This is a genomic window from Pseudomonas sp. LA5 (assembly GCF_028640825.1).
GTDB lineage: Bacteria > Pseudomonadota > Gammaproteobacteria > Pseudomonadales > Pseudomonadaceae > Chryseomonas > Chryseomonas aestiva.
In genome coordinates this window covers 232,439-256,667 of record NZ_JAQYZY010000019.1, presented here as the reverse complement: position 1 = coordinate 256,667, position 24,229 = coordinate 232,439, and the positions used below count along the sequence as shown (strand labels likewise).

Sequence of the window (24,229 nt, the reverse complement as noted above, 5' to 3'; positions counted from 1 at the left end):
CCTCGGCGGGCTTTTTCTTATCTATCCTTTGGAGGACCCCATGGTCGAAGTCACTGTAAAACCCGTTGCCTACGAAATCGATGGTCAGCCGTTCGAGAGCCAGCTGGTGTACGCCACCAGCAGTCATCCGACCCGTCCGGGCGTGCTCTTCGCGCCCAACTGGATGGGGGTGTCCCATGGCGCCGTCGACCAGGCCAAGGCGCTGGCCGAGGCCGACGGCCTGGCTTACCTGGTCGTGGATTTCTACGGTCGCAATGTGCGCCCGCAGAATGCCGACGAGGCCCTGGCGGCCATGACGCCGATCCGCGGCGATCGCGCGCTGTTGCGCCAGCGCATGCAGGCGGCTCATGCGGCGCTGGTCGCCCAGGCCGAGACGGCGGCGGTGGATGTCCACCAGATCGCTGCCATCGGCTTCTGTTTTGGCGGCTGCGCGGCGCTGGAACTGGCGCGCGATGGGGCGCCGCTGAGCGCCGTGGTGACCTTCCACGCCAATCTGGATACGCCCAACCCGGCCGATGCGGCCCGTATCACCGGTCCGGTACTGGTGCTGCACGGCGCCGCCGATCCCATGGTGCCGGACGAGCAGCTCACCGGCTTCCGCCAGGAGATGGATGCCGCCCAGGTGGATTGGCAACTGCTGAGCTATGGCGGCGCGGTGCATTCCTTCACCGATCCCGAAGCCAACAATCCGGGCAAGCAGCAGTATCACCCGGTGGTGGCCAAGCGTGCCTTCCTGGCGATGCACAACCTGTTCGACGAAGTCTTCGCCCAGGGCTGATGATTTTCGTTGTCTGCCGGAGCCCGGGTCGGGCCCGGCAGGGTCAGCCGCGGATGACTTCCTGGGTGAAATCCAGGGGCCCGCGGCAGCGTCGGCACAGATAGCGCCGTCCCTTGCGCACCAGAGCGTGACGCTGGGCGGTGAATTCGAAGCGACCGTCCGGGCAGTTGCAGCGATACAGGTATAGGGTGCGGGCCCGTTGCGGCAATTCGTAGGTATGGCAGCGATCCGGCGGCAGGCCATAGACGCCACGCATGATCAGCTGCCACTCCTCGCCATGGGGCCTGATGCCGCCACCAAACAACTGGTGCGCCACCAGATGCGCCACCTCATGGGCCACGGTCTGTTCGAGGAAGTGAGCGCGATTTTGCTGATAGAGCTGCCCGTTGAATCTCAACCGGTTCTCGGTGAGATGGGCGACGCCGGCGCGCTGGCCACGCAGGGCCAGGCCGACGTCAGGGCGCGGGAAGCGACGTTTGAAGAAGGCCTCGGCCTGCCGATAGCAGTCTTCGACCCGGGCGTGGAGTTGTTCAGGCATGGGCAACCTCTGGCGAGGCGGGTGATTATGCCGAAGCTGGTGCCTGCGCCCTAGCGTCCGCGGTCGGCTGGTGGCCATAGTGCCGCCTCAGCGTATCCATGGCCGCGTTGATGGTCTGCAGTCGACCGGTGCTGCCGCCACGATCCGGATGGTGCCGACTGGCGAGCTGGCGATAGCGGCGGCGGATCTGGCCGTAGTCCGCCGAACGATCCAGGCCTAGCAGGCGCAGGGCTTCCAGTAGTTCGGACTCGCCATTGACCAGCGCCCAGAAGTGATTGAGCAGGTTGGCCACGTCTTCCGGCGTGGTGGTCTCCAGCTGGGTGAGATCCAGGTAATAGGCGCGCAGCGGATCGGCCACGATCAGCCCGGGCCGGGCGCGCAGATAGGGTCGCAGTTCGATGCGCAGGGCGCTGATGATCAGTTCGGCGCGCTGTTCGGCACGCAGCTGGTCGCGCAGCTGGTAGAGGGCATTGAAGACGCGAAAATGCAGGCGGAAGAGTTCGTAGTTGTCGGTCACCGGGCGCGGCGGGACCAGGTGCGAACCCGCCCGGCGCAAGGCCTGCAGCAACTCGTACTCCGACAGGCTGGTCTGGGCTCCGAGCAGTTCCTGATGGAGCGCCGTCATGAGCGCCTGGGTTTCGCTCATGGCTGCCGGTCGCCACGGACTGACGTTCGGGGTAGGGCGGCGGAAGCTTTGCGCGTAAAATGCCGGCCTTTCGTTTTTTCCTTTCGCGGATTCATCCATGGGCACCCTTTCGGTCAACCAGAACAAGCTGCAAAAACGCCTGCGCCGTCTTACCGGCGAAGCCATCGCCGACTACAACATGATCGAGGACGGCGACAAGGTCATGGTCTGCCTGTCCGGTGGCAAGGACAGCTACACCCTGCTCGACATGCTGCTCTATCTGCAGAAGGTCGCGCCGATTCGCTTCGAGATCGTGGCGGTCAACCTCGACCAGAAGCAGCCGGGCTTTCCTGAACACGTTTTACCCCAGTATCTGCAGGAACTGGGGGTCGAGTACCACGTTCTGGAACGTGATACCTATTCCGTGGTGAAGGAAAAGATCCCCGAGGGCAAGACCACCTGTTCGCTGTGCTCGCGCCTGCGCCGGGGCATCCTCTATACCTTCGCCGACGAGATCGGTGCGACGAAGATGGCGCTCGGCCATCATCGCGATGACATGGTAGAAACCTTCTTCCTCAATTTGTTCCATGGCGGCACCCTCAAGGCCATGCCGCCCAAGTTGCGCGCCGATGACGGCCGCAATGTGGTGATCCGCCCGCTCGCCTACTGCAACGAGAAGGACATCGAGGCCTACGCCGTCCTGCGCGAATTCCCCATCATTCCCTGCAACCTTTGCGGCTCCCAGGAAAACCTGCAGCGCAAGGTGGTCAAGGAGATGCTGCTGGAGTGGGAGCGCAAGACGCCGGGGCGCACCGAGATCATGTTCCGCGCCCTGCAGAACGTGGTGCCCTCGCAGCTGGCCGATCGCGAGCTGTTCGACTTCGCCGGTCTCAAGATCGATGACAGCGCGACCCCGCGCTTCGTCCAGGTGATGAATCTCTGATGCGGGACTACGCCTGGCTGCTCGAATACGCCCTCAACCGCTGTGGCTCGCGTGCGGCCCTGGAAGCGCGACTGCCGCAACCGGTGGACGCCGCGACCCTGAGGTCCGTGGGCGATGACCGCTATCTGTCGCTGCTGACCCGCCGCATCTTTCGCGCCGGCCTCAAGCACAGCCTGGTGGATGCCAAGTGGCCGGCCTTCGAGGAGGTCTTCTTCGGCTTCGATCCGGAGAAGGTGGTGCTCATGGGCGGCGAACGCCTGGAGCGGCTGATGCAGGATGCGCGGCTGATCCGCCACCTGGGCAAGTTGCGCAGCGTGCCGATCAACGCCCAGATGGTGCTCGATTTCCAGCGCAGCCGCGGCAGCTTCGGCCAGTTGCTGGCCGAATGGCCCACAGAGGACATCGTTGGCCTGTGGGAGCTGCTGACCAAGCGTGGCAACCAGCTGGGTGGCCTGTCGGCGCAGCGCTTCCTGCGCATGGCCGGCAAGGACACCTTCCTGGCGACCGACGATGTGGTGACGGCGCTCAAGGCGCAGAACATCCTCGACAAGGCGCCCACCGCCAAGCGCGATCGGCAGCAGATGCAGGAGGCCTTCAACCTCTGGCAGGAACAGAGCGGGCGTCCGCTCTGCCAGCTGTCGGTGATGCTGGCCCTGACGGTGAATCATTGACTGACGCCCGGGGTCTGCTCGCGCGGGCCGGGCGGGTGCTGTTCATCACCGGGGCAGGGCTCTCCGCCGACTCCGGACTGCCGACCTATCGCGGCCTCGGCGGACTGTACAACGGCCTCACCGAGGAAGGCATCTCCATCGAGGCGGCTCTTTCGGGCAGCATGCTCCGGCAGCGCCCGGAGCTCTGCTGGCGCTACCTGGCGCAACTCGGCCGCGCCTGCGCCGCGGCCGTGCCCAATGCGGCGCACCAGGCGATCACCGATTTCGGCATTCGGCGTCCCGGCAGCTGGGTACTGACACAGAACATCGACGGCTTTCATCGGCAGTCGGGTTTTCCATCGGAGCGGCTGATCGAGATCCACGGACAACTGGAGCCGCTCGCCTGCATGAGTTGCGCGCAGGCCGTCGAGGAGGCTCAGGATTACCTGGCCGGCCCGTTGCCGCCGCGGTGTCCCTCCTGTGGCGGCATGCTGCGGCCACCCGTGGTGCTGTTCGAGGAAGCCTTGCCGGTCACCGAGCTGCAGCGTCTGCAGGAGGCGGTGGAGGAGGGCTTCGACCTGGTGATCGCCGTCGGCACCACGGCTGCCTTCGGCTATATCCAGGCGCCGATCGGGCAGACCCTGGCGCAGGGGGGTGACCTCATCGAGATCAACCCGGACCGTTCGTCGCTGAGTGGCCTGGCGACCGTTCAGATCAAAAAAAGGGCCGTAGACGTCCTTCCTCGGCTTTTGAGTCACATCGAGGGCTAAAAAAACTTGCCATCTGTGATCCAGGTCGGCAAGGTGTCGAAACTTTGAAAAAACGACACGGTCGTGCCCATGCCAAGGAACCGCTTCGCACCCCTCGTGCCCCTGTCTTTTGTCTGTCTGCTCGCCGCCTGTGCGAGTGCGCCGCAAAGTCCCGATGCCGTCGTTAGCCAGGATTCTTCCAGTACTTCCCGGACGTTCCAGACCGCTTCGCTGCATGGGCTGGGTGGCGCTGGGAACGGCTCCGTGCCCATGGAGACCGAGGGTGCTCAGCAACGTCCGGTCTTCCCTCATACCCAGTCGCCGCATCAGTTCGACTGGGAGCGCGAGGTCGGCCCGCGCCAGGCGCTGCCGAATCTGGCGGACCAGATCCTCAATCGTGCCACCCAGCTGGTAGGGACGCCCTATCGCCGTGGCGGCAGCACCCTGGCCGGTTTCGACTGCAGCGGTTTCGTCAATTACGTCTTTCGCGAGCGCGCCGGCATGACCCTGCCGCGTTCCACCCGCGAGATCATCGATCTCGAAGTACCGGTAGTCAGCAAGAACGACCTGGAACCTGGCGACCTGTTGCTGTTCAATAGCAACGGCCGTGGCCGGGTCAGTCACACCGGTATCTACATGGGCGAAGGCAAGTTCATTCATTCCTCCAGTCGTCGTAGCGGCGGGGTGCGGGTGGACAGCCTGAACGACCAGTACTGGAAGGTGAGTTTCCTGGAAGGCAAGCGCGTATTGCGCTGAGGCGTATCGCCGCGATCTTCGCCGGTGCGCTTCGAGGACCCGTCGAGGCTGCGTGGCAGGCCGACGGTGATCGATGGATAACTAAGGATGTCTCCAATGCCGCATGCGGCTCGCCTCGGATTGTATTGCGCCTTCGTACTGCTGGCCGCCTGTGCCGGCAGGCCGCCCCAGGCCCCCGCACCGGTCGCCCCGGTCGTCTCCCGTCCCCTGCTGGAAAGCCAGGCCCAGGCGGCCAACGATGTACTCTTTCGGGCCATCGGCCTGGTCGGCACCCCCTATCGCTACGGCGGCAACACCCCGGCCGGTGGGTTCGACTGCAGCGGTCTGATCGGCTACGTCTATCGCGATGCGGCTGGCGTGACCCTGCCGCGCTCGACCCGCGAGATGATCACCCTCGGCTCGCCCAATGTGGCGCGCAACGCCCTGCAGCCCGGTGATCTGATCTTCTTCGCCACCGCCGGTGGCCGTCAGGTCAGCCATGCCGGTATCTATGTGGGGGAGGGGCGCTTCGTCCATGCGCCGCGGACCGGCGGTACCGTGCGCCTGGACAGCCTGGCCAAGCCCTACTGGCAGAACAGCTACCTGCAGGCCAAGCGGGTGCTGGTCACGCCGAGTCTCGCCGGCGGCTATTGAACCCCGTTTCGCCCGGGTCGCTCGAATGGGTATCCAGCCCGTGCGGAGCCCATCATGCCCCAGGCGATACGTCTGCCGCCCCAGCCGGCTCGCTGCGAGCTGTGCGGTCGGGCGGCGCCGCTCACCCGCCATCATCTGATCCCTCGCTCGCTGCACGACAAGGCCTACGTGCGCAAGAGATTCGACCGCATCAGCCGGATCACCGCCACCCTCTGGGTCTGCCGACCCTGCCACAACCATATCCACCAGACCTTCGACGAAAAGACCCTGGCGCTGGAATACAACAGCCGCGAATTGCTGCTCAGCGATCCGCGCATTCGCCAGTTCGTTGACTGGCTGGCGGCCAAGCCCGATGGCTTCGTGCCCAAGCGTTGAGTAATACCACCCCTATAGAATTTTACGTATGGGTGGTTTCCTTCCTGTTCGGAGTGCAGGTAATCAGGATCCGAGGCAGGCAGCGTTCCAGGGGCACGCATCAGGACGAAGCCGGACCAGGGTGGGAATGTAAAGGCCGTCGTCAAGGTGCGGGTCGAAACTGTCGTCTGCATCTCACCTCCGGGGGCGAACGTCACGGCGGCTTGCCGCTGCGATTAGGATGAAGGCAAAGCCACGGCGTAATCGGCCAGTCCGATTCGACCTCACGAGGAGAGCTGATGAGATCCCTGGCCCTGCCCCTGCTGGCGGGGATGCTGCTCCTGTCCAGGACCGCGCTGGTCCACGCCGACGAGACGCCCCTAGCGCGTGGCGAATATCTGACCCGCCTGGGCAACTGCCAGGGCTGCCATACCCGTCCCGATGGCGCGCCCTTCGCCGGTGGCGTCGCCTTCGAGACGCCTTTTGGCCGTCTCTATTCGAGCAACATCACCCCGGATCGCGAACACGGACTGGGGGACTGGACGGCAGACGAGTTTCGCCGGGCCTTGCACGAAGGCCTCGGGCGCGAGGGTGAGCAGCTCTATCCGGCCTTTCCCTATACGGCCTTTGCCCGCTTGAGCGACGAGGATGTCGCGGCCATCTTCGCCTACCTGCAGGTCCAGCGCCCCGTGCCCTATGCACCGCCGGCCAACGCGCTGCGCTTTCCCTTCGATCAGCGCGCGCTGATCCGTGGCTGGAAATGGCTGAACTTCCGTCAGGGCCCACTGCCCGCCGTGACGGACGCTCAGGTGGCGCGGGGCGCCTACCTGGCGGAGGCGGTGGGACACTGCCAGGAGTGCCATACGCCGCGCACCTGGAGCCAGGGTCTCGACAGCGGCCGGGCCTATGCCGGCGCGACCCAGCAGGGCTGGACCGCCTGGAATCTCACCGCGGATCCCCGCGGCCTTGGCGGCTGGAGCGATGCCAAGCTGGCCAGCTATCTGCGCGAAGGGCACCAGCGTGGCGAAGCCGTGGCGGCGGGACCCATGGCCGAGGTGGTGAGTGGCGGTACCCGTCATCTGAACGATGCGGACCTCGGCGCCCTGATCGCCTATCTGCGGACCCTGCCGGCGCAGCCCGGAGCGGTGCCGGCACGGGCCGAGGTGCAGCCGCCCGGGGAAACCGGGCCGCTCACCGCCGCCGAGGCGGAAAGCGCGGCCTTGCTGCAATCCGCCTGCGCCAGCTGTCATGCCCCGGACGACCGGGGGCCGGCTGGTCCCTATCCACGATCCTTCAGCAACTATTCGGCGGTGCGCGATCCCGCGGGGACCAACCTGGTGCGTGTCCTGCTCGACGGCCTCGATCGCCAGGGGCGGACCGAACATGCCTTCATGCCAGCCTATCGGGACTTGCTCAGCGATCAGCAACTGGCCGACCTGGCCACCTACATCGGCCGCCGCTTTGGCGGTCACGCCGCCGACATCCGTGCTGCGGACGTGGCGGCCGCGCGCAAAGGAGAGAAATAGCGGTGGCGGCCATCGAATTGAAGGTCAATGGCGAGCAGCGACAACTCGACGTCGATCCGCGCATGCCCTTGCTGGAGGCCTTGCGTGACGAACTGGGTCTCAAGGGGCCGAAGTTCGGCTGCGGCCTGGGCGAGTGTGGCGCCTGTACGGTGCTGGCGGATGGCAAGCCGGTGCGTGCCTGCCTGTTGCCGGCAGTCTCCTTTGCCGGTCGTGAGCTGCTGACCCTGGAAGGTCTGGGTACGCCTGAGGCGCCGCACGCGCTGCAGCAGGCCTTTATCGAGGAACAGGCGGCGCAGTGCGGCTATTGCATCCCCGGCATGGTGATGACCGCCCGGGCGCTGCTCGAACGCGTGCCCGATCCCAGCGATGCGCAGATCCGCCAGGCGCTGGCGGCCAACTTCTGTGGCTGCGGTACCCACTATCGCATCCTGCGGGCGGTCAAGCGGGCGGCGGTGCTCCTGCGCGACGGGCAGGCTCCGGCATGACGCTGTCGCGACGTGCCTTTCTCGGCGGCAGCGCAGTGCTGCTGCTGGGCTTCAGCCTGCAGCGACCGGTCGCCGCCCAGGTGCTGCCTGCGCCGGCTGACCCGGCGGACCTGGCCAAGACCCTCGATCAGCGCCAGCTGGACGCCTGGCTGGCGGTGGATGCCCAGGGCCAGGTCACCGTCTACAGCGGCAAGGTGGAACTGGGTACCGGGGTCAGCACGGCGTTGCGGCAGATCGTGGCCGAGGAGCTTTGCGTGGCCTTTGCCGCCACCCGGCTGATCCAAGGCGATACCCGGCTGACCCCGGACCAGGGCATCACCGCCGGCAGCAAAAGTCTGCAGGTGGGCGGCGCCCAGTTGCGCAAGGCCGCCGCCAGCGCGCGGCAATTCCTGTTTCTGGAGGGATCGCGGCGCCTGGGGCTGGATCTGGCGGTGGTGGATACGGTGGATGGCCGCGTGGTCTATCGCGGCGATCCCACCGGGCGCTTTGTCAGCTATGGCGAACTGGTGGGCGGACGACCCCTGGGGCGGCTGGTCAATCAGGCCGTGCGTACCCGCGCCGTCAAGGATTACCGCCTGGTCGGCACCTCGGTGCCGCGCGAGGACATCCCCGCCAAGCTGTTTGGCAGCTTCGATTACGTCCACGACCGGCGCCTGCCCGGCATGCTGCACGGCTGCGTGATACGGCCACCCTGCACCGGTTCGGCGCGGCTGGCGGGGGTGAGCCTGCGCGGTATCGATGCCAGCGCGCTGCCGGCTGGCGCTCAGCTGGTGTACGAAGGCGCCTTCGTCGCGGTGGTGGCCGAGCAGCCCTGGCTGGCGCGGCAGGGCGCGGCGGCGCTGCGGGTGGACTGGAGCCTGGTGCCGGATCTGCCGCTGCCGGGCGAACTCTACGCCCAGCTGGAAGCCAAGGCCGGACCGGCCGACATCCAGCAGGAGGCCGGCGATGTCGCGGGCGAATTGGCGAATGCCGCGCAGCGGCTGGACGCCGAGTATCGCTGGCCCTATCAGAACCATGACTCCATCGGTCCCTCCTGCGCGGTGGCGGACGTGCGTGCCGACGGCGCCACGGTCTGGAGCGGTACCCAGGGCGTCTACCAGCTCCGGGCGGCACTGGCGGATCTGCTGGCGCTGCCGGAAGACAGTATCCATGTCATCTATCAGCAGGCTTCGGGTTGCTATGGCCATAACGGCGCCGATGACGCGGCGGCCGATGCGGCGCTGCTGTCCAAGCTGTGCGGCCGTCCGGTGCGGGTGCAGTGGAGTCGGGCCGACGAGCACGGCTGGAATCCCAAGGGCCCGGCCATGCTGCTGCGTCTGGCGGGTGGCCTGAGCGCGGCTGGTGATCTGCTCGCCTGGCGCTTCGCCAACTGGACGCCTACCCACCTGACCCGACCCAATGGCCAGACCGGCAAGGCGGCGCTGCTCGCCGGGCAGCTGGCCTACAACCTGCCGCTCAAGGGTGGGCGGGGCGGTGGCAATCGCAATGCGCCGCTGGACTACGACCTGCTCAACGTCCAGGTGGCGACCCATTGGCTGGAAGCCGGGGATTCGCCGCTGCGACCCTCGGCCCTGCGCGCCCTGGGAGCGGTCGGCAATACCTTTGCCAACGAATCCTTCATGGACGAGCTGGCCCTGGCGGCCGGGGTCGATCCGCTGGAATTCCGCCTGCGCTATCTGCAGGACCCTCGCGCACGGGCGGTGCTGCAGGCCGCCACCGCCAAGGCCGGTTGGCAACCACCCATCCGGCAGGAAAAGGTCTGGGACGGCGCCCTGGCGAAAGGGCAGGGGCTGGCCTTCCTGCACTACGAAAACGAGAACGCCTATGTGGCCGCGGTGGTCGAGGTGGCGGTGAGCGAGGCGACGGGGATCCGGGTCACCCGCGTGGTGGTGGCCCATGACTGCGGTCTGATCGTCAATCCGGATGGCCTGCGCAATCAGCTGGAAGGCTGCGTGATCCAGGGCATCGCCCGGACCCTCAAGCAGGCGGTGCGTTTCGATCACCAGGGAGTGACCAGCCTGGAGTGGGGTACCTATCCGCCGCTGACCTTCAACGAATTGCCCGAGCTGGAACTGGAGTTGATCTATCGGCCGGAAGAACCGGCAGTGGGGGCCGGGGAGGCCACCACCGCGGCCATCCCCGCGGCCATCGCCAATGCCGTGGCGGCAGCGACCGGTCTGCGCCTGCGCGAGGTACCGCTGAATCGCCAGCGTCTGCGCGAGGCGCTAGCCGCTAGACGCGTTTCAGCCGCTGCTTGAAGAACAGTGCGGCGCCGGCGCCCAGCACGGCGATGATCGCCGCGCCGATCCACAGCGACTCGTTGCCGGCGAAGCTGAAGTGGTTGGCGCCCTTGGCCGCCAGATAACCCGGGCCCATCATCAGCGGCGCCCAGACGATGGCCGAAAGCACGTTGGCCGACTGGAAGCGCAGCTGGTTCATCGCCATCATCCCGGCCACCAGGGGCACGGTATTGCGGATCATGGTCAGGAAGCGCCCGCCGAATACCGCGAAGAAGCCATAGCGGCGAAAGAACAGCCGGGTCCTGGCCACCTGCTTGCGATAGCGGCGAAAGGGCGGGCGGTGGACGATACTGGGCCCGAGCCAGCGGCCGATGATGTAGGAGCAGATGTCGCCGAGGATGGCGCCGACGATGGCGGCCAGCACTAGCGGCACCGGCGAGAGCACTCCGGAGCCGGCCAGGCCGCCGACCACCAGCAGCAGCGCCGTGGCCGGAATGAAGACGCCCAGCAGCACCAGGGATTCGCCAAAGGCGAGCAGGCCGACGAGCAGCGGCGCCCAGGCCTGGTGGGTTTCGATAAAGCCAAGCAGCGATTGCGTCAGGGATTCCATGGAGGCCACTCTTGCCGAAAGTCCTAAGACTACGCGGCGCCCGTGGCCTGCCAGCCGTTTCAACAGCTTGAATCAATTTCCATTGCTGGAAGTGCGCGGGAGCGCGCATCGGCACCCCGGGTAGACGCCTCAGCTTTTCGCCAGGGCGTCCTGCGCGGCCTGCCAGCGCAGTGCATGACGCTCGCCGACGACGAAACGATTGCCCTGGAAGTCCCAGCGTTCCACGTCCACGGTCTTCTCCGCCCCTTCGCCGACCAGCAGGCGATTGAAGGAGTTGGGCGAGGTGCCGCGCACGCGAGAGGAGAGGGCGGTGCCGGCCTGGACGATCCAGACCTCGCGGGGCAGGGTGGGGTACTGGCGACTCAGCGGCAGCACATAGGGCAGGTGGATATGCCCACCCATCACCAGATCCAGTCCGGCGTCGGCCCAGGTGGCCAGGGCGTGATCGGCGTTGTGCTGCAGATTGCTCAGGTCACTGAGTTCGAGGGCGCCGAAGGGTTGGTGGGCGATGACGATGCGCAGCTTGCCCGGACCGGCGCGGCGCAGGCGCTCAGCCACCCGCTCGATCTGCTCGGTGCTTACCGCGCCATCCTTGTGGCGTTGCGGAGCGGTGGTGTTGAGCCCGACCAGCAACAGCTCGTCGTTTTCGAAACTGGGCTCCAGATCCTGACCGAAATGGCGGCGATAGTTGCCATAGGGCGTCAGGAAACGCGCGAAGACGTTGTACAGCGGCAGGTCGTGATTGCCCGGGATCACCAGGGTTTGCGGAATGCCGTGGCTTTCCAGGCGTTCGACGAAGGTCTTGGCTGCGGCGAATTGTTCGCGCCGGGCGCGCTGGGTGATGTCCCCGGAGAGAATGAGAACATCGGCGCCGTGTTCGCGGACATGGGCTTCCAGAGCCGCGACCACGGCGGGTTGCTCGGTGCCGAAGTGGGTATCGGAGATTTGCAGGAGGGTCGTCATGAGGACCTGGTTTCCAACGGATTCCCCTTTACGACCGCAACGGGCGCCAAGCGATCCGGCGAAGGCTAGTTAGACTTCGCCGTCGTGGTGCCAGGCGTCATGCAGCTCGGAAGCGTTGGCTTCGCCGACTTCGGTGCGGGCCTTGAGCCAGTCCAGCAGGGCGGTACGGTCTTCCGCGGTGGGCGAGGTGTAGCGCTTGTTGGCCATGATGGTGCCTTCGACCCAGGCGTTGTCGAAGCCGCCGATGTAGTCCAGCGTGCGCTCTTCGACGTAGTCGATGAAGTCGCCCAGGAAGGTGTCCAGATCGTCTTCGCTGAGTTCGTTCTTGAAGCTCACCTTGATTTCAAAGGCCAGTTCCTGGAATTCGCCCAGGTACTGCTTCTTGCGCAGGCGACGCTTCATGCGGCTCAAACGGGGATCTTGGTTGGTATCGGTCATGGCGAAGGCCTGGATATCGATTAAAGGGCGGGCATTATCCCTGGCGTCGACGGGTAATGCCAATGCCGACCGCTCCAGCGGTGGGTCGGCCGGACCTTTTTGTCTGCGACCGGAGGGCGCAGTAGCGGAAGGACCTGCTCAGGCCGCCATGGTCGCGCAGGCATCGGCGCAGGCTTCGCAGGCCCGGGCGCAGGCCTGGCAGTGATCGGCCTTGTGCTTGCCGCATTCGGCGGCGCAGGCGCGGCAGGTGGCCAGGCACAGGGCACAGACTTCGGCGATGCGGTCGCTATTGCGCTGCATGAAGGTGGCGGCCAGGCGGCAGGCATCGGCGCAGTCCCGGTCCAGGCGGACGCAGTCGCGCATCATGTCCAGATTGGCTTCGCCCAGGCAGGCGCTGGCACAGGTTTCACAGGCGGCGGCGCAGTCGAGACAGGCCTTGATACAGGCGGCGAGAGTGGCATCGTTCATCCGGTAGCTCCTGGTGTGGGGTGCCTAGGGTGGACCCGGTCGGCTGGCGCCGAGTTCGGCCGGTGCGATCGATTGACGCTCTCCCGGGTAGTCCGTACCCTGCGCCCTTGCACGTGGTGCCCCGCCTCGCCGGGGTGAAACAGGGAAGCCGGTCGAGCCGGCGCTGCCCCCGCAACGGTAGTTGAGCAGTAGCTGCGCGACACCCACTGGCCCTGGCCGGGAAGGGGCGCAGCGGATGCCCCCAGGGCATCGGCTCACCAGCCCGGAGACCGGCCACGCTTGCGTTCATCTCGGCGATGCGGAGGGCGTCGCGCGGCGTCGCCACCTGCCTTGCGCGGGCGGCGTCTCTGCCCGTTTCTCCGCCGCGCCCGCACCCGGAGAACCACCCATGACCGATAGCCCCGATTCGACCAGCCCCGAGCGCGATGAGCGCCACCGCGCGCGCATGGTGCGCAAGAAGGCGGTGATCGACGCCCGCATCGCCGAAGCCCAGGACGAGCGCGGCCTGCTGCTGGTCCACACCGGCATCGGCAAGGGCAAGAGCAGCTCGGCCTTCGGCATGGCGGCGCGTGCCCTCGGCCACGGCATGAAGGTGGGCGTGGTGCAATTCATCAAGGGCCGCCGCGACACCGGCGAGCAACTCTTCTTCAGGCGCTTCCCGGACGAGGTGCGCTACCACGTCATGGGCGAGGGCTTCACCTGGGATACCCAGGACCGGGCCCGCGATCTGCAGTCGGCTGCCGCGGCCTGGGCGGTGGCGGTCGAGCTGCTGCGCGATCCGGCCATCGGCCTGGTGCTGCTGGACGAACTCAACATCGCCTTCAAGCACGGCTATCTGGACGTCGACCAGGTGCTGGCCGATCTGGCCGGGCGCCCGGCGCACCAGCACGTGGTGGTGACCGGGCGCGGTGCGCCGCCGGCGCTGGTCGAGGCGGCCGATACCGTGACCGACATGAGTCTGGTCAAGCATGCCTTCCAGGCCGGCGTCCGCGCCCAGCAGGGTATCGAATGGTAGGCGAGACGCGGCATTGCCCGGCGCTGCTGATCGCCGCTCCGGCCTCCGGTCAGGGCAAGACCAGCGTCACCGCTGCCCTGGCCCGGTTGCACGCCCGCCAGGGGCGGCGGGTACGGGTGTTCAAGTGCGGTCCGGACTTTCTCGATCCGATGATTCTCGCCCGCGCCAGCGGCGCACCCGTCTACCAGCTCGATCTGTGGATGATCGGCGAGGCCGAGAGCCGGCGCCTGCTGTGGGAAGCGGCGGGGGAGGCCGATCTCATCCTCATCGAAGGCGTCATGGGCCTGTTCGACGGCCAGCCCTCGGCGGCCGACCTGGCCGAGCGCTTTGGCGTACCGGTGCTGGGAGTGATCGACGCCGCCGGCCTGGCGCAGACCTTTGGCGCCCTGGCCTATGGCCTGGCCCACTACCGGCCGGGCCTGCCCTTCGCCGGGGTGCTGGCCAATCGCAGTGGCAGTCCGCGGCAGACGCAACTGATCCGCGGCAGCCTGCCAGCGGGCATGACCTTCTTTGGCAGCCTGCCGCGCGATGCCGGCATCGAGTTGCCCAGTCGTCACCTGGGGCTGATCCAGGCCGACGAGGTCACCGACCTGGATCGTCGTCTCGACCTGGCGGCCGATGCCCTGGGCGCCAGTTCCACCCTTGAAGTGCCGCCGCCAGTGGCCTTTGCCGCACCGCCGCCGACCGTGGTCGAGCCGTTGCTGGCGGGGGTGCGGATCGGCGTGGCCCGGGATGCGGCGCTGGCCTTCATCTACCAGGCCAATCTCGATCTGCTGCGCGCCCTGGGCGCCGAGCTGCAGTTCTTTTCCGTGCTCACCGACACGGCGCTGCCAGCGGTGGACAGCCTCTATCTGCCCGGCGGCTATCCCGAGCTGCACCTGCAGACGCTGTCCAACAACCTGGGCATGCGCGCGGCCATTCGCGCCCACCATGCGGCCGGCAAACCGATCCTCGCCGAGTGCGGCGGCATGCTCTATCTGCTCGACGAACTGACCGACAAGGCCGGCGAATCCGCCAGCCTGCTCGGACTGCTGCCGGGCAGCGCGCGGATGCAGGCGCGCCTCACCGCCCTGGCCTTGCAGTCGGTGGAGTTCGAGCAGGGCACCCTGCGTGGCCACACCTATCATCACTCGGCCCTCGAGTCATCCGAGGTGCCCTGGGCGCGCGGGCTGTGCCCCAACGGCAAGGCGGTCGCCGAGGCGGTCTACCGCGACGGTCGCCTCACCGCCAGCTATATTCACTTCTACATGCCGTCGGCACCCGCCGCGGCCGCCGCGATGCTCAAGCCGTGACCACGACCCCCTATACCCCCGCCGAACAAGCCGCCGTCTACCGAGCCATCGCCGAGCGCCGCGACATGCGCCACTTCTGCGGTGGCGAGGTGCCCCCCGAGCAACTGGCCCGCCTGCTCGGTGCCGCCCACCAGGCGCCCAGCGTCGGGCTGATGCAGCCCTGGCGCTTCCTGCGCATCAGCGATCCGGCCCTGCGCCAGCGCCTGCACGAGCTGGTGGAAGAAGAGCGCTGCGCCACCGCCGACGCCCTCGGCGAGCGCAGCGACGACTTCATGAAACTCAAGGTGCAGGGCATCCTCGATTGCGCCGAGGTGCTGGTGGCCGCGCTCATGGACGGCCGCGAAGCCCACGTCTTCGGCCGCCGTACCCTGCCGGAGATGGACCTGGCCTCGCTGTCCTGCGCCATCCAGAATCTCTGGCTGGCGGCGCGCTGCGAAGGCCTGGGCATGGGCTGGGTGTCGCTGTTCGAGCCGGAAGCCGTGCGCAGCCTGCTGGAGATGCCGGAAGGCGCGCAGCCGGCGGCCATCCTCTGCCTGGGACCGGTGGAAGCCTTCTATCCGCGCCCGATGCTGGAAGAGGAGGGCTGGCGCCAGGGGCGGCCGCTGGAGGAGCTGGTCTTCGAGAATCGCTGGGGCCAGAAACCATGATGCTGGCCTTCGCGGTCGTCAGCGGCATGCTGCTCGACCTGCTGTTCGGCGAACCCCGCCGCGCCCACCCCCTGGTGCTGTTCGGGCGCCTGGCCGACAGCCTCGAAGCCCGCTTCAATCCCGGTGGCCGTGGCTGGCGCAGCCATGGCGTGGTGGCCTGGAGCCTGGCCGTGCTGCCCTGGGTGCTGCTCACCGCCTTGCTCTGCCAGCTCGACTGGCTGGCCTGGATCATCCAGCCCCTGGCGCTGTATCTGGCCGTGGGACTGCGCAGCCTCGGCGAGCACGCCGAGCCGGTGGCCCGCGCCCTGCAGCGCAACAATCTGCCCGAGGCACGGCGTCGGGTCGGCTACCTGGTCAGTCGTGAGACCAGCGAACTGGACGAGACCGCCGTGGCCCGCGCCGCCACCGAATCGGTGCTGGAGAATGGCAGCGATGCCGTCTTCGCCGCGCTGTTCTGGTTCGCCCTGCTGGGTGCCCCGGGCGTGGTGCTCTATCGCCTGGCCAATACCCTGGACGCCATGTGGGGCTATCGCACGCCGCGCCTGGAGCGTTTCGGCTGGGCCGCGGCGCGGCTGGACGATGTCCTCAATTACATCCCTGCGCGCCTGGTAGCCCTGACCTATGCCGGCCTTGGCCGCTTCTGGAGCGCCATCGAAAGCTGGCGCACCCAGGCACCGCTGTGGGACAGCCCCAACGCCGGTCCGGTGATGGCGGCCGGTGCCGGCACCCTGGGCGTGAGCCTGGGCGGCCCGGCTCGCTACCACGGCGAATGGCACGAGCGTCCGGTGCTGGGCCGTGGACCGGCGCCGACCTTCCTGGCCATCACCCGCGCCCTGAAACTGGTGCGCCGTGGCGCCTGGTTGTGGACCGCGCTGATCGCCCTGGGAGGACTGCTGCTTGCTTGAGCATGGCGGTCGACTGCGGCGTGCCGCCCGCAGCTACGACATTCCCCTGGGCGATTGGCTGGACCTGTCCACCGGCCTGGCCCCCTGGCCCTGGCCGCTGCCGGAGATTCCGGCCAGCGCCTGGGCCCGGCTGCCGGAGCCCGATGACGGCCTGGTGGAGGCTGCCGGTGCCTGTTACCGGGCCGGCGCGCTGCTGCCGGTGGCCGGTTCCCAGGCCGCCATCCAGGCACTGCCGACCCTGCGCGCACCCGCGCGGGTCGCGGTACTGGCGCCCTGTTACGCCGAACACGCCCTGGCCTGGCGTCGCGCCGGGCACGAGGTGCTGGAGTGGAGCGAAGCCCGGATCGCGGCCGACCTCGACCAGCTGGACGTGGTGGTGGTGGTCAATCCCAACAATCCCACGGGCGAACGCCTGTCGCCGGCCCGGCTGCTGGACTGGCACGCCCGCCTCGAACGCCGCGGTGGCTGGCTGGTGGTGGACGAGGCCTTCATGGATCCCACCCCTGCAGCGAGTCTTGCACCCTTCAGCGATCTGCCCGGGCTGATCGTGCTGCGCTCCTTTGGCAAGTTCTTCGGACTGGCCGGGATGCGCCTGGGCTTCGTGCTGGCGGCGCGAAGCCTGCTGGCGCAGCTGGACGAGCAACTGGGTCCCTGGACGGTGAACGGCCCCAGTCGTCATCTCGCCCGGCAACTGCTGGCCGATCAGCCGGGCCAGCAGCGTCAGCGCGAGGCGCTGCTCAAGGCCGGTGAGCGCCTGGCGGCGTTGCTGGCCCGGCACGCCCTCGCGCCCAGCGGTGGCTGCGCCCTCTTTCAATTGCTGCAGCGCGCGGACGTCGCGGAGCTGCACGAACACCTGGCCCGCCAGGCCATCCTCACCCGCCTGTTTCCCGCGCTTGGCGCCCTGAGATTCGGGCTGCCCGGCGACGAGTCCGGCTGGCAGCGCCTGGACCAGGGCCTCGCCAGCTACCGGAGTCCCCTATGAGTACGCTGATGGTGCAGGGCACCACCTCCGACGCCGGCAAGAGCACCCTGGTGGCCGCCCTGTGCCGCTGGCTCTATCGCCAGGGCGTAGCGGTGGTGCCCTTCAAGCCGCAGAACATGGCGCTCAACAGCGCCGTGACCGCCGATGGCGGCGAGATCGGCCGGGCCCAGGCGGTCCAGGCCCAGGCCTGCGGCCTGGCGCCCCATACCGACATGAATCCGGTGCTGCTCAAGCCCAACACCGATGTCGGCGCCCAGGTGATCATTCACGGTCGCGCCGTCACCAGCATGGATGCCAAGGCCTATCACGCCTACAAGCCGATAGCCCGGGAGGCGGTGCTGGCCTCCCATGCCCGCCTCTCGGCGGGCTATCAGGTGGTGCTGGTGGAGGGCGCCGGTTCGCCGGCCGAGATCAACCTGCGCCAGGGCGATATCGCCAACATGGGCTTCGCCGAGGCGGTGGACTGCCCGGTGCTGCTGGTGGCCGACATCGACCGGGGCGGCGTCTTCGCCCATCTGGTCGGCACCCTCGACCTGCTCGAACCCAGCGAGCAGGCGCGCGTCGCCGGCTTCATCATCAACCGCTTCCGCGGTGACCTGGCGCTGCTGCAACCCGGGCTGGACTGGCTCGAAGCCCGTACCGGCAAGCCGGTGCTCGGCGTGCTGCCCTATCTGCACGACCTGCACCTGGAAGCCGAGGATCGCCTGGCCACCGGCCAGGTCGCCAAGCAGGGACCGCGTCTGCGGGTGGCGGTGCCGGTGATGCCGCGATTGAGCAACCACACCGATTTCGATCCCCTGCGCCTGCATCCCCAGGTGGAGTTGCTGTTCGTCCGTCAGGGCGAGGCGCTGCCCGCCGCCGACCTGATCATCCTCGGCGGCTCCAAGAGCGTGCGCAGCGACCTGGCCTTCCTGCGCGCCCAGGGCTGGGACGCGGCCATCACCCGCCACCTGAGATACGGCGGGCGGGTGATGGGGATCTGTGGGGGCTTCCAGATGCTCGGCGAGCGGATCGCCGATCCTCTCGGGCTGGAAGGCGCGCCGGGTGACAGCGCCGGTCTGGGCCTCCTGGCCATGAGCACCGAATTAGCGGCGGAAAAGCAGCTGCGCAACGTGCACGGCTGGCTGAGCGACGGCGACGCCGAGGTGGCCGGCTACGAGATCCATGCCGGTGTCAGCCAGGGCCCGGCCCTGGAGCGGCCGGTGCTGCGCTTGGCCGATGGCCGCGTGGATGGCAGCCTCAGCGACGACGGCCAGGTGCTGGGCACCTACCTGCACGGCCTGTTCGAGTCGCCCGCTGCCAGTGTCGCGCTGTTGCGCTGGGCGGGTCTGGCCGAGCCGCAGCAGCTGGACTACCACGCCCTGCGCGAGCGCGATCTGGAGCGCCTGGCCGATCTGGTCGAACACCATTTGGACACCGGGCGCCTGCGCGCCCTCTGCGAGCTCTAGATGCGCGAATTCATCCTCGGTGGCGCTCGCTCCGGCAAGAGCGCCCTGGCCGAGCGCCTGGCCGCCGAGTCCGGCCTTGCCGTCACCTATATCGCCACCGCCGGCGGCAGCGACGCCGAACTGGCCCGGCGCATCGAACGCCATGCCGCCCGCCGACCGGCGCACTGGGCGCTGGTGGAAGAACCCCTGGCGCTGGCCGAACGTCTGGAGGCTTTGGCGGCGCCGGATGCCTGCCTGCTGGTGGACTGCCTGACCCTCTGGCTGACCAATCTGCTCTTGCTCGACGATCCCCGGCGCCTCGACAGTGCCTGCGCGGAGCTGCTCGAGGTCGTGCCGCAGTTGCCCGGCCACCTTATCTTCGTCAGCAACGAAACCGGTCTGGGCGTCGTCCCGCTGGGCGAGCTGACGCGCCGCTATGTCGATGCCGCCGGCGAATTGCACCAGGCCCTGGCCGCGCGCTGCGAGCGCGTGGTGCTGACCGTCGCCGGTCTCCCCCTGACCCTCAAAGGAACCCCGCTATGAGCATGCCCTGGTGGCAAGGACCCTGCCGCCAACCCGATACCGCCGCCGCCGAAGCCGCGCGCCAGCGGCAGGCGGTATTGACCAAGCCGAGCGGTTCGCTCGGCGATCTGGAAGTGCTGGCCATCCAGCTGGCGGCCCTGCAGGGCACGCCGCGGCCACTGCTGCAGCGGACCGCCATCGCCGTCTTCGCCGGTGATCATGGGGTGGTGGAAGAGGGCGTCTCGGCCTATCCGCAGTCCGTGACCGCCGAGATGGTGCGCAACTTCGTGCGTGGCGGGGCCGCCATCAGCGTGCTCGCCCGGCAACTGGACGCCGCCCTGGAAGTCATCAACCTGGGTACCGTCACGCCGCTGGAAGCCCTGCCCGGGATCATCGACCTGCCCCTGGGCCGCGGTACCGCCAACTTCACCCTGACCCCGGCCATGACCCATGACCAGTGCCAGGCCGCGCTGCAGGCCGGGCGCGACGCCGTCCTGCGCGCCTGCGCCGGGGGTGCCGATCTGTTCATCGGCGGCGAGATGGGCATCGGCAACACCACCGCCGCCAGCGCCATTGCCAGTGTGCTGCTGGATACCTCGCCGCTGGCCCTGGCCGGGCCCGGTACCGGCCTGGACGCCGATGGGGTGGCGCGCAAGGTGGCGGTCATCCAGCGCGCGCTGCTGCGCCATGGCGACGCCCTGGACGATCCCTACGAGCTGCTGCGCCGCCTGGGCGGCTTCGAGCTGGCGGCCCTGACCGGTGCCTATCTGGCCTGCGCCCAGCAGGGCCTGCCGACCCTGATCGACGGCTTCATCTGCTCGGTGGCAGCGCTCTGCGCCCAGCGCCTGCAACCCGCTACCCGCGACTGGCTGCTGTTCGCCCACTGCGGCGCCGAGCCCGGCCATGCCGCGGTGCTGCTGGCGCTGGGCGGCGAGCCGCTGCTGGACCTCGGCCTGCGTCTGGGCGAAGGCAGCGGTGCGGCGCTGGCCGTGCCGCTGCTGCAACTGTCCTGCCGCCTGCACAGCGAGATGGCGACCTTTGCCGAAGCCAGTGTCTCCAGCCGCGCCCATGACTGACTGCTGGCTGCTGCGCCATGGCGTCACCGAAGGCCCCGAAGGCTTTCGCGGACGCCTCGATCCGCCGCTGGCGGAGCAGGGCTGGGCGCAGTTGCATGCCGCCGTCGCCACGCAGCCGCCTTTCGAGCTGATCCTGACGTCGCCGCAACAGCGCTGCGCGCGCTTCGCCGAGTGGCTGGCGGCGGAGCAGGGCGCCGAGCTGGTGCTGGAAGCGGATCTGCGCGAACTGGATTTCGGCGCCTGGGAAGGCCGTAGCGCCGCGGAGCTCATGCAGGACCAGGCGGAGGCCCTGGGGCGGTTCTGGGCCGATCCCTATGCCTATACCCCGCCCGAGGGCGAGCCCGTGGCGGCCTTCGCCGAACGGGTCCTGGGGGCGGTGACGCGCTGGCGGCCCCGGCTGCAGGGCCACCGCAGCCTGATCGTCACCCATGGCGGCGTCATCCGCCTGCTGCTGGCCCGCCAGCGGGGTCTGGCACCCAGGGACCTGCTGCAGGTCGAGGCGCCCTACGCGACCCTGCAGCCACTGACGCTGGAGGAGGGCTGATGCCGCTACCCCTGCTGATCGCCGTGCAGTTTCTGACCCGTCTGCCGGTCCGGCTGCCCGGCCTGCCGCCCGCCGAGGCCGTCGGCCGCTCGGTGCTCTGGTATCCGGCGGTTGGCCTGCTGCTGGGTGCGCTCCTCAGTCTGATCGCCTGGCTGGGCGCCGCGGGCGGCGTCTTCCTGCAGGCGGCCCTGGTGCTGGCCGGCTGGGTGATCCTCACCGGCGGCCTGCATCTGGATGGCCTGGCTGACACCGTGGATGCCTGGATCGGCGGCTATGGCGATCGCGAGCGGACCCTCGCCATCATGAAGGATCCGGCCTGCGGACCCATGGGCGTGCTGGCGCTGCTGCTGACCCTGCTGCTCAAGTGGAGCGCTCTGGTGGTGCTCCTGCCGCACGCGCCGGGCTGTCTGTGGCTGGCGCCCCTGGCCGGTCGCCTGGCGCTGCCCTGGCTGTTGCTGACCACCCCCTATGTACGCCCTAGCGGTCTGGGCGATCTGCTCAGTCGCCACCTGCCGCGGACAACCTTGACTCGGGTGCTGCTGCTGGGCGCGCTAGCCATCCTCCTGCTGCCCCAGGGCTGGACCGCACTGCTGGTCACCGCCGGAGTCGCGCTGCTGGTGCGACGCGCCCTGCGCCAGCGTCTCGGCGGTACCACCGGGGATACCGCCGGAGCCCTGCTGGAATTCACCGAGACCGGGGTATTGGTCGCGCTGGCCCTGACGCTGGGCTGAAAAATCGGCCCAAGCGTGAGGCACCCGGGATTTTGCGACCGTGGTCCTTGAACGACGTCGGTTAAACCGTTAAGAAGGCGCCTGGTTGCGCGTCCAGCGAAACCGCCTCGGCACGAGCGGGTCCAGGGGGAGTCGTCGTCAGTTGGACAAGGAGCCCCAATGCTCGATGCGCCTCACAGCGTCGCCTCGCCCCGGGAAGTCGCCCCCGCGTCGCGGCTCCGCTTCAAGCCACGCAGCCTGTTCGCCAAGTTCTTTCTGGCGTTCATCCTGGTGGATGCCCTGGGCACCCTGCTGTTCACTCTGCACAGCTACCACCAGGCGCGCGAAGCCAGCAGCCAGAGCATCGACTATCGCTTGATGAGCGCGGCCCTGGCGCTGCCGGAAATTCTCGGCGAGGACTATCTCGCCCAATTGCAGGATCCGGCCCAGGCCGATCCCGAACGCTACCAGCGAACCCTGATCACCCTGGATCGCTATGCCCGCAAGGCCGGGCTGGCCTCGCTCTATGCCTTCGTCAAGGAAGGCTCGAGCTTTCGCTTCATCATGGATTCGGCCAACGAGGAGGAAATCCGCGTTGGCTATTTCGGCGACTATCGCCAGCTCTACGAGCAGGCACCCCCGGAACTCGCAGCGGTGTTTGCCGATCATCAACCGCGTTTCGCGGAATACCAGGATAACTTTGGCAGTTTCCGTTCCCTGTTCCTGGCCATTCCAGGGCAGAACGGGCAAACAGTCGTCATAGGGGCGGACATGTTCATGGAAGGAATAGCAGCGGCGGAGCAGTCGGCTCTGCTGGATTCGCTGCTCATAGGGGCGATCATCTTCGCGATGGGCGCTCTGGTCAGCCGGATCTTGGCAGGCGCACTCAATCGCTATCTGCTCCGTCTGGGTCAGGCCACCGAACGCATCGCCGATGGCGACTATCAGCTGGGCCTCAAGGAAGGCCGCGATCCGGTCGGCCGGCTCGGTCGCGCCATGAATCAGATGGGCGCCGCCCTGGCCGCGCGCGAGCGGCGCATCAGCCAGCTGGCGTTTCGCGACATGCTCACCCGGCTGCCCAACCAGGTGCGACTGGTCCTGGAGATTCGCCAGCGCATCGAGCATGCCGCGGCCGGGCGCTTCGCCGTGCTGCTGCTGGATGTGGCCAACTTCCGCAACATCAACGAACTGCTCGGCCAGGAAGGTGGCGACAAGATCCTGCGCCACCTGGCGCGTCGGCTGAGGGTCGCGGCGCCGGAAGAGAATGGCGTGGCGCGGATCGGCGCCGACACCTTTGTCCTGCTGCTACCCTGGTTCGACGACGCCTCGGCGGAGGCGGCGCTGCTGTCGCTGCGCAACCTGGTGGAAAAACCCTTCGTCAGCGGCAACCAGCGGGTGTCGCTGCGCATCACCTTCGGTATCGCCTGCTACCCCGAACATGGCGCCAGCGCCGAGGCCCTGCTGGCCAACGCCGAGACCGCGCTGCAGGATGCGCGCCGGCGCCAGCTGCCCTTCGCCTTCCACGATCCGGACCAGGAACGTCAGCGGCAGCTGGGCATCGCCATGCTCGACGCCCTCGACCTGGCCGTGGACCACGATCAGCTGCGCCTCTATCTGCAACCCAAGATCGCGCTACCCGACGGCCGCGTGGAAGGCGCCGAGGTCCTGATCCGCTGGCAGCATCCGGAACTGGGGCTGCTCAAGCCGGACGCCTTCGTCGGCATCGCCGAACAGAGTCGCAAGATCTGCGACATCACCCTCTGGGTGCTGGAGCGCTGCATGCGCCTGCAGCGCGAGCGGCAGCTGGGCGCCCTCAAGCTCAACGTCAATCTGTCACTGCTGGACCTAGAGCACCCGGCCTTCATCGCCCGCATTGGCCGGCTGCTGGACGAGACCGGCGCCGTCGCCGCCGGCTTCTGCCTGGAGATCACCGAGTCCCGGGCCATGAGCAATCCGGTACAGGTGCTCGACTGCCTGCGCCAGCTCAAGGCCATGGGCTTCGAGCTGTCGCTGGACGACTTCGGCGCCGGACATTCCTCGCTGGCCTGCCTGAGCAGCTTTCCCATCGACGAGCTGAAGATCGATCGGCAATTCATCGAGCACTGCCAGCTGCCCGGCGATCAGGAGGTGATCAGGCTGCTGGTCCAGCTCGGCCAGTTGCGCGGGCTACGGGTGGTGGCCGAAGGCGTGGAGACCCGCCAGGCCCTGCAGGTCCTCACCGAGCTGGGCTGCGACCAGATCCAGGGCCAGCTGGTGGCCGGCGCCCTGTCGCTGGACGACTTCCAGCGCTGGTACGCGGAGCAGGAGCAGGGCTACTGGGGGCTCAGGGCGTAGGCGAGCACCGCGGCTATTC

Annotated in this window: 27 protein-coding genes and 1 riboswitch; of the genes, 21 read left to right on the top strand and 6 right to left on the bottom strand. The window is 68.0% G+C overall.

Going from position 1 to position 24,229, the window contains the following annotated elements; genetic code table 11:
• The first annotated feature begins 40 nt into the window (after window positions 1-40).
• The gene (locus PVZ72_RS03385; RefSeq protein ID WP_273861217.1) at window positions 41-778 is read left to right on the top strand and encodes a dienelactone hydrolase family protein; all 738 of its coding nucleotides are present in this window, start codon (window positions 41-43) and stop codon (window positions 776-778) included.
• Between the two features lie 43 nt (window positions 779-821).
• On the opposite strand, the gene PVZ72_RS03380 is transcribed toward PVZ72_RS03385, so the two are convergent.
• Together PVZ72_RS03380 and PVZ72_RS03375 are read right to left on the bottom strand one after the other, a co-directional pair.
• Complete coding sequence (locus tag PVZ72_RS03380) at window positions 822-1,394, bottom strand: SprT family zinc-dependent metalloprotease (protein ID WP_273861216.1); 573 nt, start codon at window positions 1,392-1,394, stop codon at window positions 822-824.
• The gene (locus PVZ72_RS03375) at window positions 1,342-1,962 is read right to left on the bottom strand and encodes a DNA-J related domain-containing protein (protein ID WP_187978804.1); all 621 of its coding nucleotides are present in this window, start codon (window positions 1,960-1,962) and stop codon (window positions 1,342-1,344) included. The genes PVZ72_RS03380 and PVZ72_RS03375 overlap by 53 nt, the downstream gene beginning before the upstream one ends.
• A gap of 97 nt (window positions 1,963-2,059) precedes the next feature.
• Here PVZ72_RS03375 and ttcA point away from each other — a divergent pair, with 97 nt between their 5' ends.
• The 9 genes from ttcA (at window position 2,060) to PVZ72_RS03330 (ending at window position 10,295) form a co-directional block, all read left to right on the top strand.
• Complete coding sequence (gene ttcA, locus PVZ72_RS03370; protein WP_187978805.1) at window positions 2,060-2,884, top strand: tRNA 2-thiocytidine(32) synthetase TtcA; 825 nt, start codon at window positions 2,060-2,062, stop codon at window positions 2,882-2,884.
• Complete coding sequence (locus tag PVZ72_RS03365; RefSeq protein ID WP_273861215.1) at window positions 2,884-3,555, top strand: DNA-3-methyladenine glycosylase I; 672 nt, start codon at window positions 2,884-2,886, stop codon at window positions 3,553-3,555. Before ttcA ends, PVZ72_RS03365 begins: the two co-directional genes overlap by 1 nt.
• Window positions 3,552-4,304: an NAD-dependent protein deacylase gene (locus PVZ72_RS03360; protein WP_273861214.1), complete on the top strand. Its 753-nt coding sequence runs from the start codon at window positions 3,552-3,554 to the stop codon at window positions 4,302-4,304. The genes PVZ72_RS03365 and PVZ72_RS03360 overlap by 4 nt, the downstream gene beginning before the upstream one ends.
• A 69-nt stretch (window positions 4,305-4,373) precedes the next feature.
• Complete coding sequence (locus PVZ72_RS03355; protein ID WP_273861213.1) at window positions 4,374-5,039, top strand: C40 family peptidase; 666 nt, start codon at window positions 4,374-4,376, stop codon at window positions 5,037-5,039.
• 96 nt (window positions 5,040-5,135) lie between these two features.
• A complete protein-coding gene (locus PVZ72_RS03350) occupies window positions 5,136-5,672 on the top strand; it encodes a C40 family peptidase (RefSeq protein WP_017638877.1) in 537 nt (178 codons plus the stop codon).
• A gap of 54 nt (window positions 5,673-5,726) precedes the next feature.
• Entirely contained in the window at window positions 5,727-6,047 is a 321-nt protein-coding gene (locus PVZ72_RS03345) for a hypothetical protein (RefSeq protein WP_133859661.1), read from the top strand.
• 278 nt (window positions 6,048-6,325) lie between these two features.
• On the top strand, window positions 6,326-7,552 hold the full coding sequence (locus PVZ72_RS03340; RefSeq protein ID WP_273861212.1) for a c-type cytochrome: 1,227 nt from the start codon (window positions 6,326-6,328) through the stop codon (window positions 7,550-7,552).
• Window positions 7,553-7,554: 2 nt separating this feature from the next.
• Window positions 7,555-8,037 carry a (2Fe-2S)-binding protein gene (locus tag PVZ72_RS03335; protein WP_133859659.1) on the top strand — a complete coding sequence of 161 codons (483 nt, stop codon included), beginning with the start codon at window positions 7,555-7,557 and terminating at the stop codon, window positions 8,035-8,037.
• On the top strand, window positions 8,034-10,295 hold the full coding sequence (locus PVZ72_RS03330; protein ID WP_273861211.1) for a molybdopterin cofactor-binding domain-containing protein: 2,262 nt from the start codon (window positions 8,034-8,036) through the stop codon (window positions 10,293-10,295). Before PVZ72_RS03335 ends, PVZ72_RS03330 begins: the two co-directional genes overlap by 4 nt.
• On the opposite strand, the gene PVZ72_RS03325 is transcribed toward PVZ72_RS03330, so the two are convergent.
• The 4 genes from PVZ72_RS03325 to PVZ72_RS03310 form a co-directional block, all read right to left on the bottom strand.
• Complete coding sequence (locus tag PVZ72_RS03325) at window positions 10,270-10,887, bottom strand: DedA family protein (RefSeq protein ID WP_133859657.1); 618 nt, start codon at window positions 10,885-10,887, stop codon at window positions 10,270-10,272. The two genes, PVZ72_RS03330 and PVZ72_RS03325, sit on opposite strands and share 26 nt — an antisense overlap.
• 129 nt (window positions 10,888-11,016) lie before the next feature.
• On the bottom strand, window positions 11,017-11,850 hold the full coding sequence (locus PVZ72_RS03320; RefSeq protein ID WP_273861210.1) for a metallophosphoesterase family protein: 834 nt from the start codon (window positions 11,848-11,850) through the stop codon (window positions 11,017-11,019).
• A 69-nt stretch (window positions 11,851-11,919) separates the two neighbouring features.
• Window positions 11,920-12,288 (bottom strand): YggL family protein, encoded by a 369-nt coding sequence (locus PVZ72_RS03315; protein WP_133859655.1) that lies wholly within the window; start codon window positions 12,286-12,288, stop codon window positions 11,920-11,922.
• 138 nt (window positions 12,289-12,426) lie between these two features.
• Window positions 12,427-12,756, bottom strand: a complete 330-nt coding sequence (locus PVZ72_RS03310) for a four-helix bundle copper-binding protein (protein WP_187978809.1) — start codon at window positions 12,754-12,756, stop codon at window positions 12,427-12,429.
• A 97-nt stretch (window positions 12,757-12,853) separates the two neighbouring features.
• Window positions 12,854-13,048: riboswitch (cobalamin riboswitch) on the top strand.
• A 96-nt stretch (window positions 13,049-13,144) separates the two neighbouring features.
• Between PVZ72_RS03310 and cobO the strand changes: the two genes are divergently transcribed.
• The 11 genes from cobO (at window position 13,145) to PVZ72_RS03255 (ending at window position 24,210) form a co-directional block, all read left to right on the top strand.
• Window positions 13,145-13,771 carry a cob(I)yrinic acid a,c-diamide adenosyltransferase gene (cobO, locus tag PVZ72_RS03305; protein ID WP_158895445.1) on the top strand — a complete coding sequence of 209 codons (627 nt, stop codon included), beginning with the start codon at window positions 13,145-13,147 and terminating at the stop codon, window positions 13,769-13,771.
• Window positions 13,765-15,063, top strand: coding sequence for a cobyrinate a,c-diamide synthase (locus PVZ72_RS03300; protein ID WP_133859652.1), 1,299 nt, complete (start codon window positions 13,765-13,767; stop codon window positions 15,061-15,063). The genes cobO and PVZ72_RS03300 overlap by 7 nt, the downstream gene beginning before the upstream one ends.
• Window positions 15,060-15,710 carry a 5,6-dimethylbenzimidazole synthase gene (bluB, locus tag PVZ72_RS03295; protein WP_133859651.1) on the top strand — a complete coding sequence of 217 codons (651 nt, stop codon included), beginning with the start codon at window positions 15,060-15,062 and terminating at the stop codon, window positions 15,708-15,710. The genes PVZ72_RS03300 and bluB overlap by 4 nt, the downstream gene beginning before the upstream one ends.
• On the top strand, window positions 15,707-16,615 hold the full coding sequence (gene cbiB, locus PVZ72_RS03290; protein WP_273861209.1) for an adenosylcobinamide-phosphate synthase CbiB: 909 nt from the start codon (window positions 15,707-15,709) through the stop codon (window positions 16,613-16,615). The genes bluB and cbiB overlap by 4 nt, the downstream gene beginning before the upstream one ends.
• Window positions 16,608-17,597 carry a threonine-phosphate decarboxylase CobD gene (gene cobD, locus PVZ72_RS03285; protein WP_273861208.1) on the top strand — a complete coding sequence of 330 codons (990 nt, stop codon included), beginning with the start codon at window positions 16,608-16,610 and terminating at the stop codon, window positions 17,595-17,597. Before cbiB ends, cobD begins: the two co-directional genes overlap by 8 nt.
• Window positions 17,594-19,045: a cobyric acid synthase gene (locus PVZ72_RS03280; protein ID WP_187978813.1), complete on the top strand. Its 1,452-nt coding sequence runs from the start codon at window positions 17,594-17,596 to the stop codon at window positions 19,043-19,045. The genes cobD and PVZ72_RS03280 overlap by 4 nt, the downstream gene beginning before the upstream one ends.
• Window positions 19,046-19,567, top strand: coding sequence for a bifunctional adenosylcobinamide kinase/adenosylcobinamide-phosphate guanylyltransferase (cobU, locus tag PVZ72_RS03275; protein ID WP_187978814.1), 522 nt, complete (start codon window positions 19,046-19,048; stop codon window positions 19,565-19,567). It begins immediately after the preceding gene.
• Window positions 19,564-20,622, top strand: a complete 1,059-nt coding sequence (cobT, locus tag PVZ72_RS03270; protein ID WP_187978815.1) for a nicotinate-nucleotide--dimethylbenzimidazole phosphoribosyltransferase — start codon at window positions 19,564-19,566, stop codon at window positions 20,620-20,622. Before cobU ends, cobT begins: the two co-directional genes overlap by 4 nt.
• A complete protein-coding gene (locus tag PVZ72_RS03265) occupies window positions 20,615-21,166 on the top strand; it encodes a histidine phosphatase family protein (protein ID WP_187978816.1) in 552 nt (183 codons plus the stop codon). The genes cobT and PVZ72_RS03265 overlap by 8 nt, the downstream gene beginning before the upstream one ends.
• A complete protein-coding gene (locus tag PVZ72_RS03260; protein WP_187978817.1) occupies window positions 21,166-21,897 on the top strand; it encodes an adenosylcobinamide-GDP ribazoletransferase in 732 nt (243 codons plus the stop codon). The genes PVZ72_RS03265 and PVZ72_RS03260 overlap by 1 nt, the downstream gene beginning before the upstream one ends.
• A gap of 159 nt (window positions 21,898-22,056) precedes the next feature.
• Entirely contained in the window at window positions 22,057-24,210 is a 2,154-nt protein-coding gene (locus PVZ72_RS03255) for a putative bifunctional diguanylate cyclase/phosphodiesterase (protein ID WP_273861207.1), read from the top strand.
• Window positions 24,211-24,229: the final 19 nt, after the last annotated feature.

Bases quoted from the DNA above. Each gene is read 5' to 3' on its own strand.
- PVZ72_RS03340 (WP_273861212.1), top strand. From the start codon at position 6,326: ATGAGATCCCTGGCCCTGCCCCTGCTGGCGGGGATGCTGCTCCTGTCC.
- PVZ72_RS03380 (WP_273861216.1), bottom strand. From the start codon at position 1,394: ATGGCCACCAGCCGACCGCGGACGCTAGGGCGCAGGCACCAGCTTCGG.
- PVZ72_RS03375 (WP_187978804.1), bottom strand. From the start codon at position 1,962: ATGAGCGAAACCCAGGCGCTCATGACGGCGCTCCATCAGGAACTGCTC.
- PVZ72_RS03320 (WP_273861210.1), bottom strand. From the start codon at position 11,850: ATGACGACCCTCCTGCAAATCTCCGATACCCACTTCGGCACCGAGCAA.
- PVZ72_RS03300 (WP_133859652.1), top strand. From the start codon at position 13,765: ATGGTAGGCGAGACGCGGCATTGCCCGGCGCTGCTGATCGCCGCTCCG.
- PVZ72_RS03255 (WP_273861207.1), top strand. From the start codon at position 22,057: ATGCTCGATGCGCCTCACAGCGTCGCCTCGCCCCGGGAAGTCGCCCCC.
- PVZ72_RS03355 (WP_273861213.1), top strand. From the start codon at position 4,374: ATGCCAAGGAACCGCTTCGCACCCCTCGTGCCCCTGTCTTTTGTCTGT.
- cobT (WP_187978815.1), top strand. From the start codon at position 19,564: ATGAGCATGCCCTGGTGGCAAGGACCCTGCCGCCAACCCGATACCGCC.
- PVZ72_RS03385 (WP_273861217.1), top strand. From the start codon at position 41: ATGGTCGAAGTCACTGTAAAACCCGTTGCCTACGAAATCGATGGTCAG.
- PVZ72_RS03350 (WP_017638877.1), top strand. From the start codon at position 5,136: ATGCCGCATGCGGCTCGCCTCGGATTGTATTGCGCCTTCGTACTGCTG.
- ttcA (WP_187978805.1), top strand. From the start codon at position 2,060: ATGGGCACCCTTTCGGTCAACCAGAACAAGCTGCAAAAACGCCTGCGC.
- PVZ72_RS03310 (WP_187978809.1), bottom strand. From the start codon at position 12,756: ATGAACGATGCCACTCTCGCCGCCTGTATCAAGGCCTGTCTCGACTGC.
- PVZ72_RS03330 (WP_273861211.1), top strand. From the start codon at position 8,034: ATGACGCTGTCGCGACGTGCCTTTCTCGGCGGCAGCGCAGTGCTGCTG.
- PVZ72_RS03365 (WP_273861215.1), top strand. From the start codon at position 2,884: ATGCGGGACTACGCCTGGCTGCTCGAATACGCCCTCAACCGCTGTGGC.
- PVZ72_RS03315 (WP_133859655.1), bottom strand. From the start codon at position 12,288: ATGACCGATACCAACCAAGATCCCCGTTTGAGCCGCATGAAGCGTCGC.
- PVZ72_RS03265 (WP_187978816.1), top strand. From the start codon at position 20,615: ATGACTGACTGCTGGCTGCTGCGCCATGGCGTCACCGAAGGCCCCGAA.
- cobU (WP_187978814.1), top strand. From the start codon at position 19,046: ATGCGCGAATTCATCCTCGGTGGCGCTCGCTCCGGCAAGAGCGCCCTG.
- cbiB (WP_273861209.1), top strand. From the start codon at position 15,707: ATGATGCTGGCCTTCGCGGTCGTCAGCGGCATGCTGCTCGACCTGCTG.
- PVZ72_RS03280 (WP_187978813.1), top strand. From the start codon at position 17,594: ATGAGTACGCTGATGGTGCAGGGCACCACCTCCGACGCCGGCAAGAGC.
- PVZ72_RS03325 (WP_133859657.1), bottom strand. From the start codon at position 10,887: ATGGAATCCCTGACGCAATCGCTGCTTGGCTTTATCGAAACCCACCAG.
- PVZ72_RS03345 (WP_133859661.1), top strand. From the start codon at position 5,727: ATGCCCCAGGCGATACGTCTGCCGCCCCAGCCGGCTCGCTGCGAGCTG.
- cobO (WP_158895445.1), top strand. From the start codon at position 13,145: ATGACCGATAGCCCCGATTCGACCAGCCCCGAGCGCGATGAGCGCCAC.
- PVZ72_RS03260 (WP_187978817.1), top strand. From the start codon at position 21,166: ATGCCGCTACCCCTGCTGATCGCCGTGCAGTTTCTGACCCGTCTGCCG.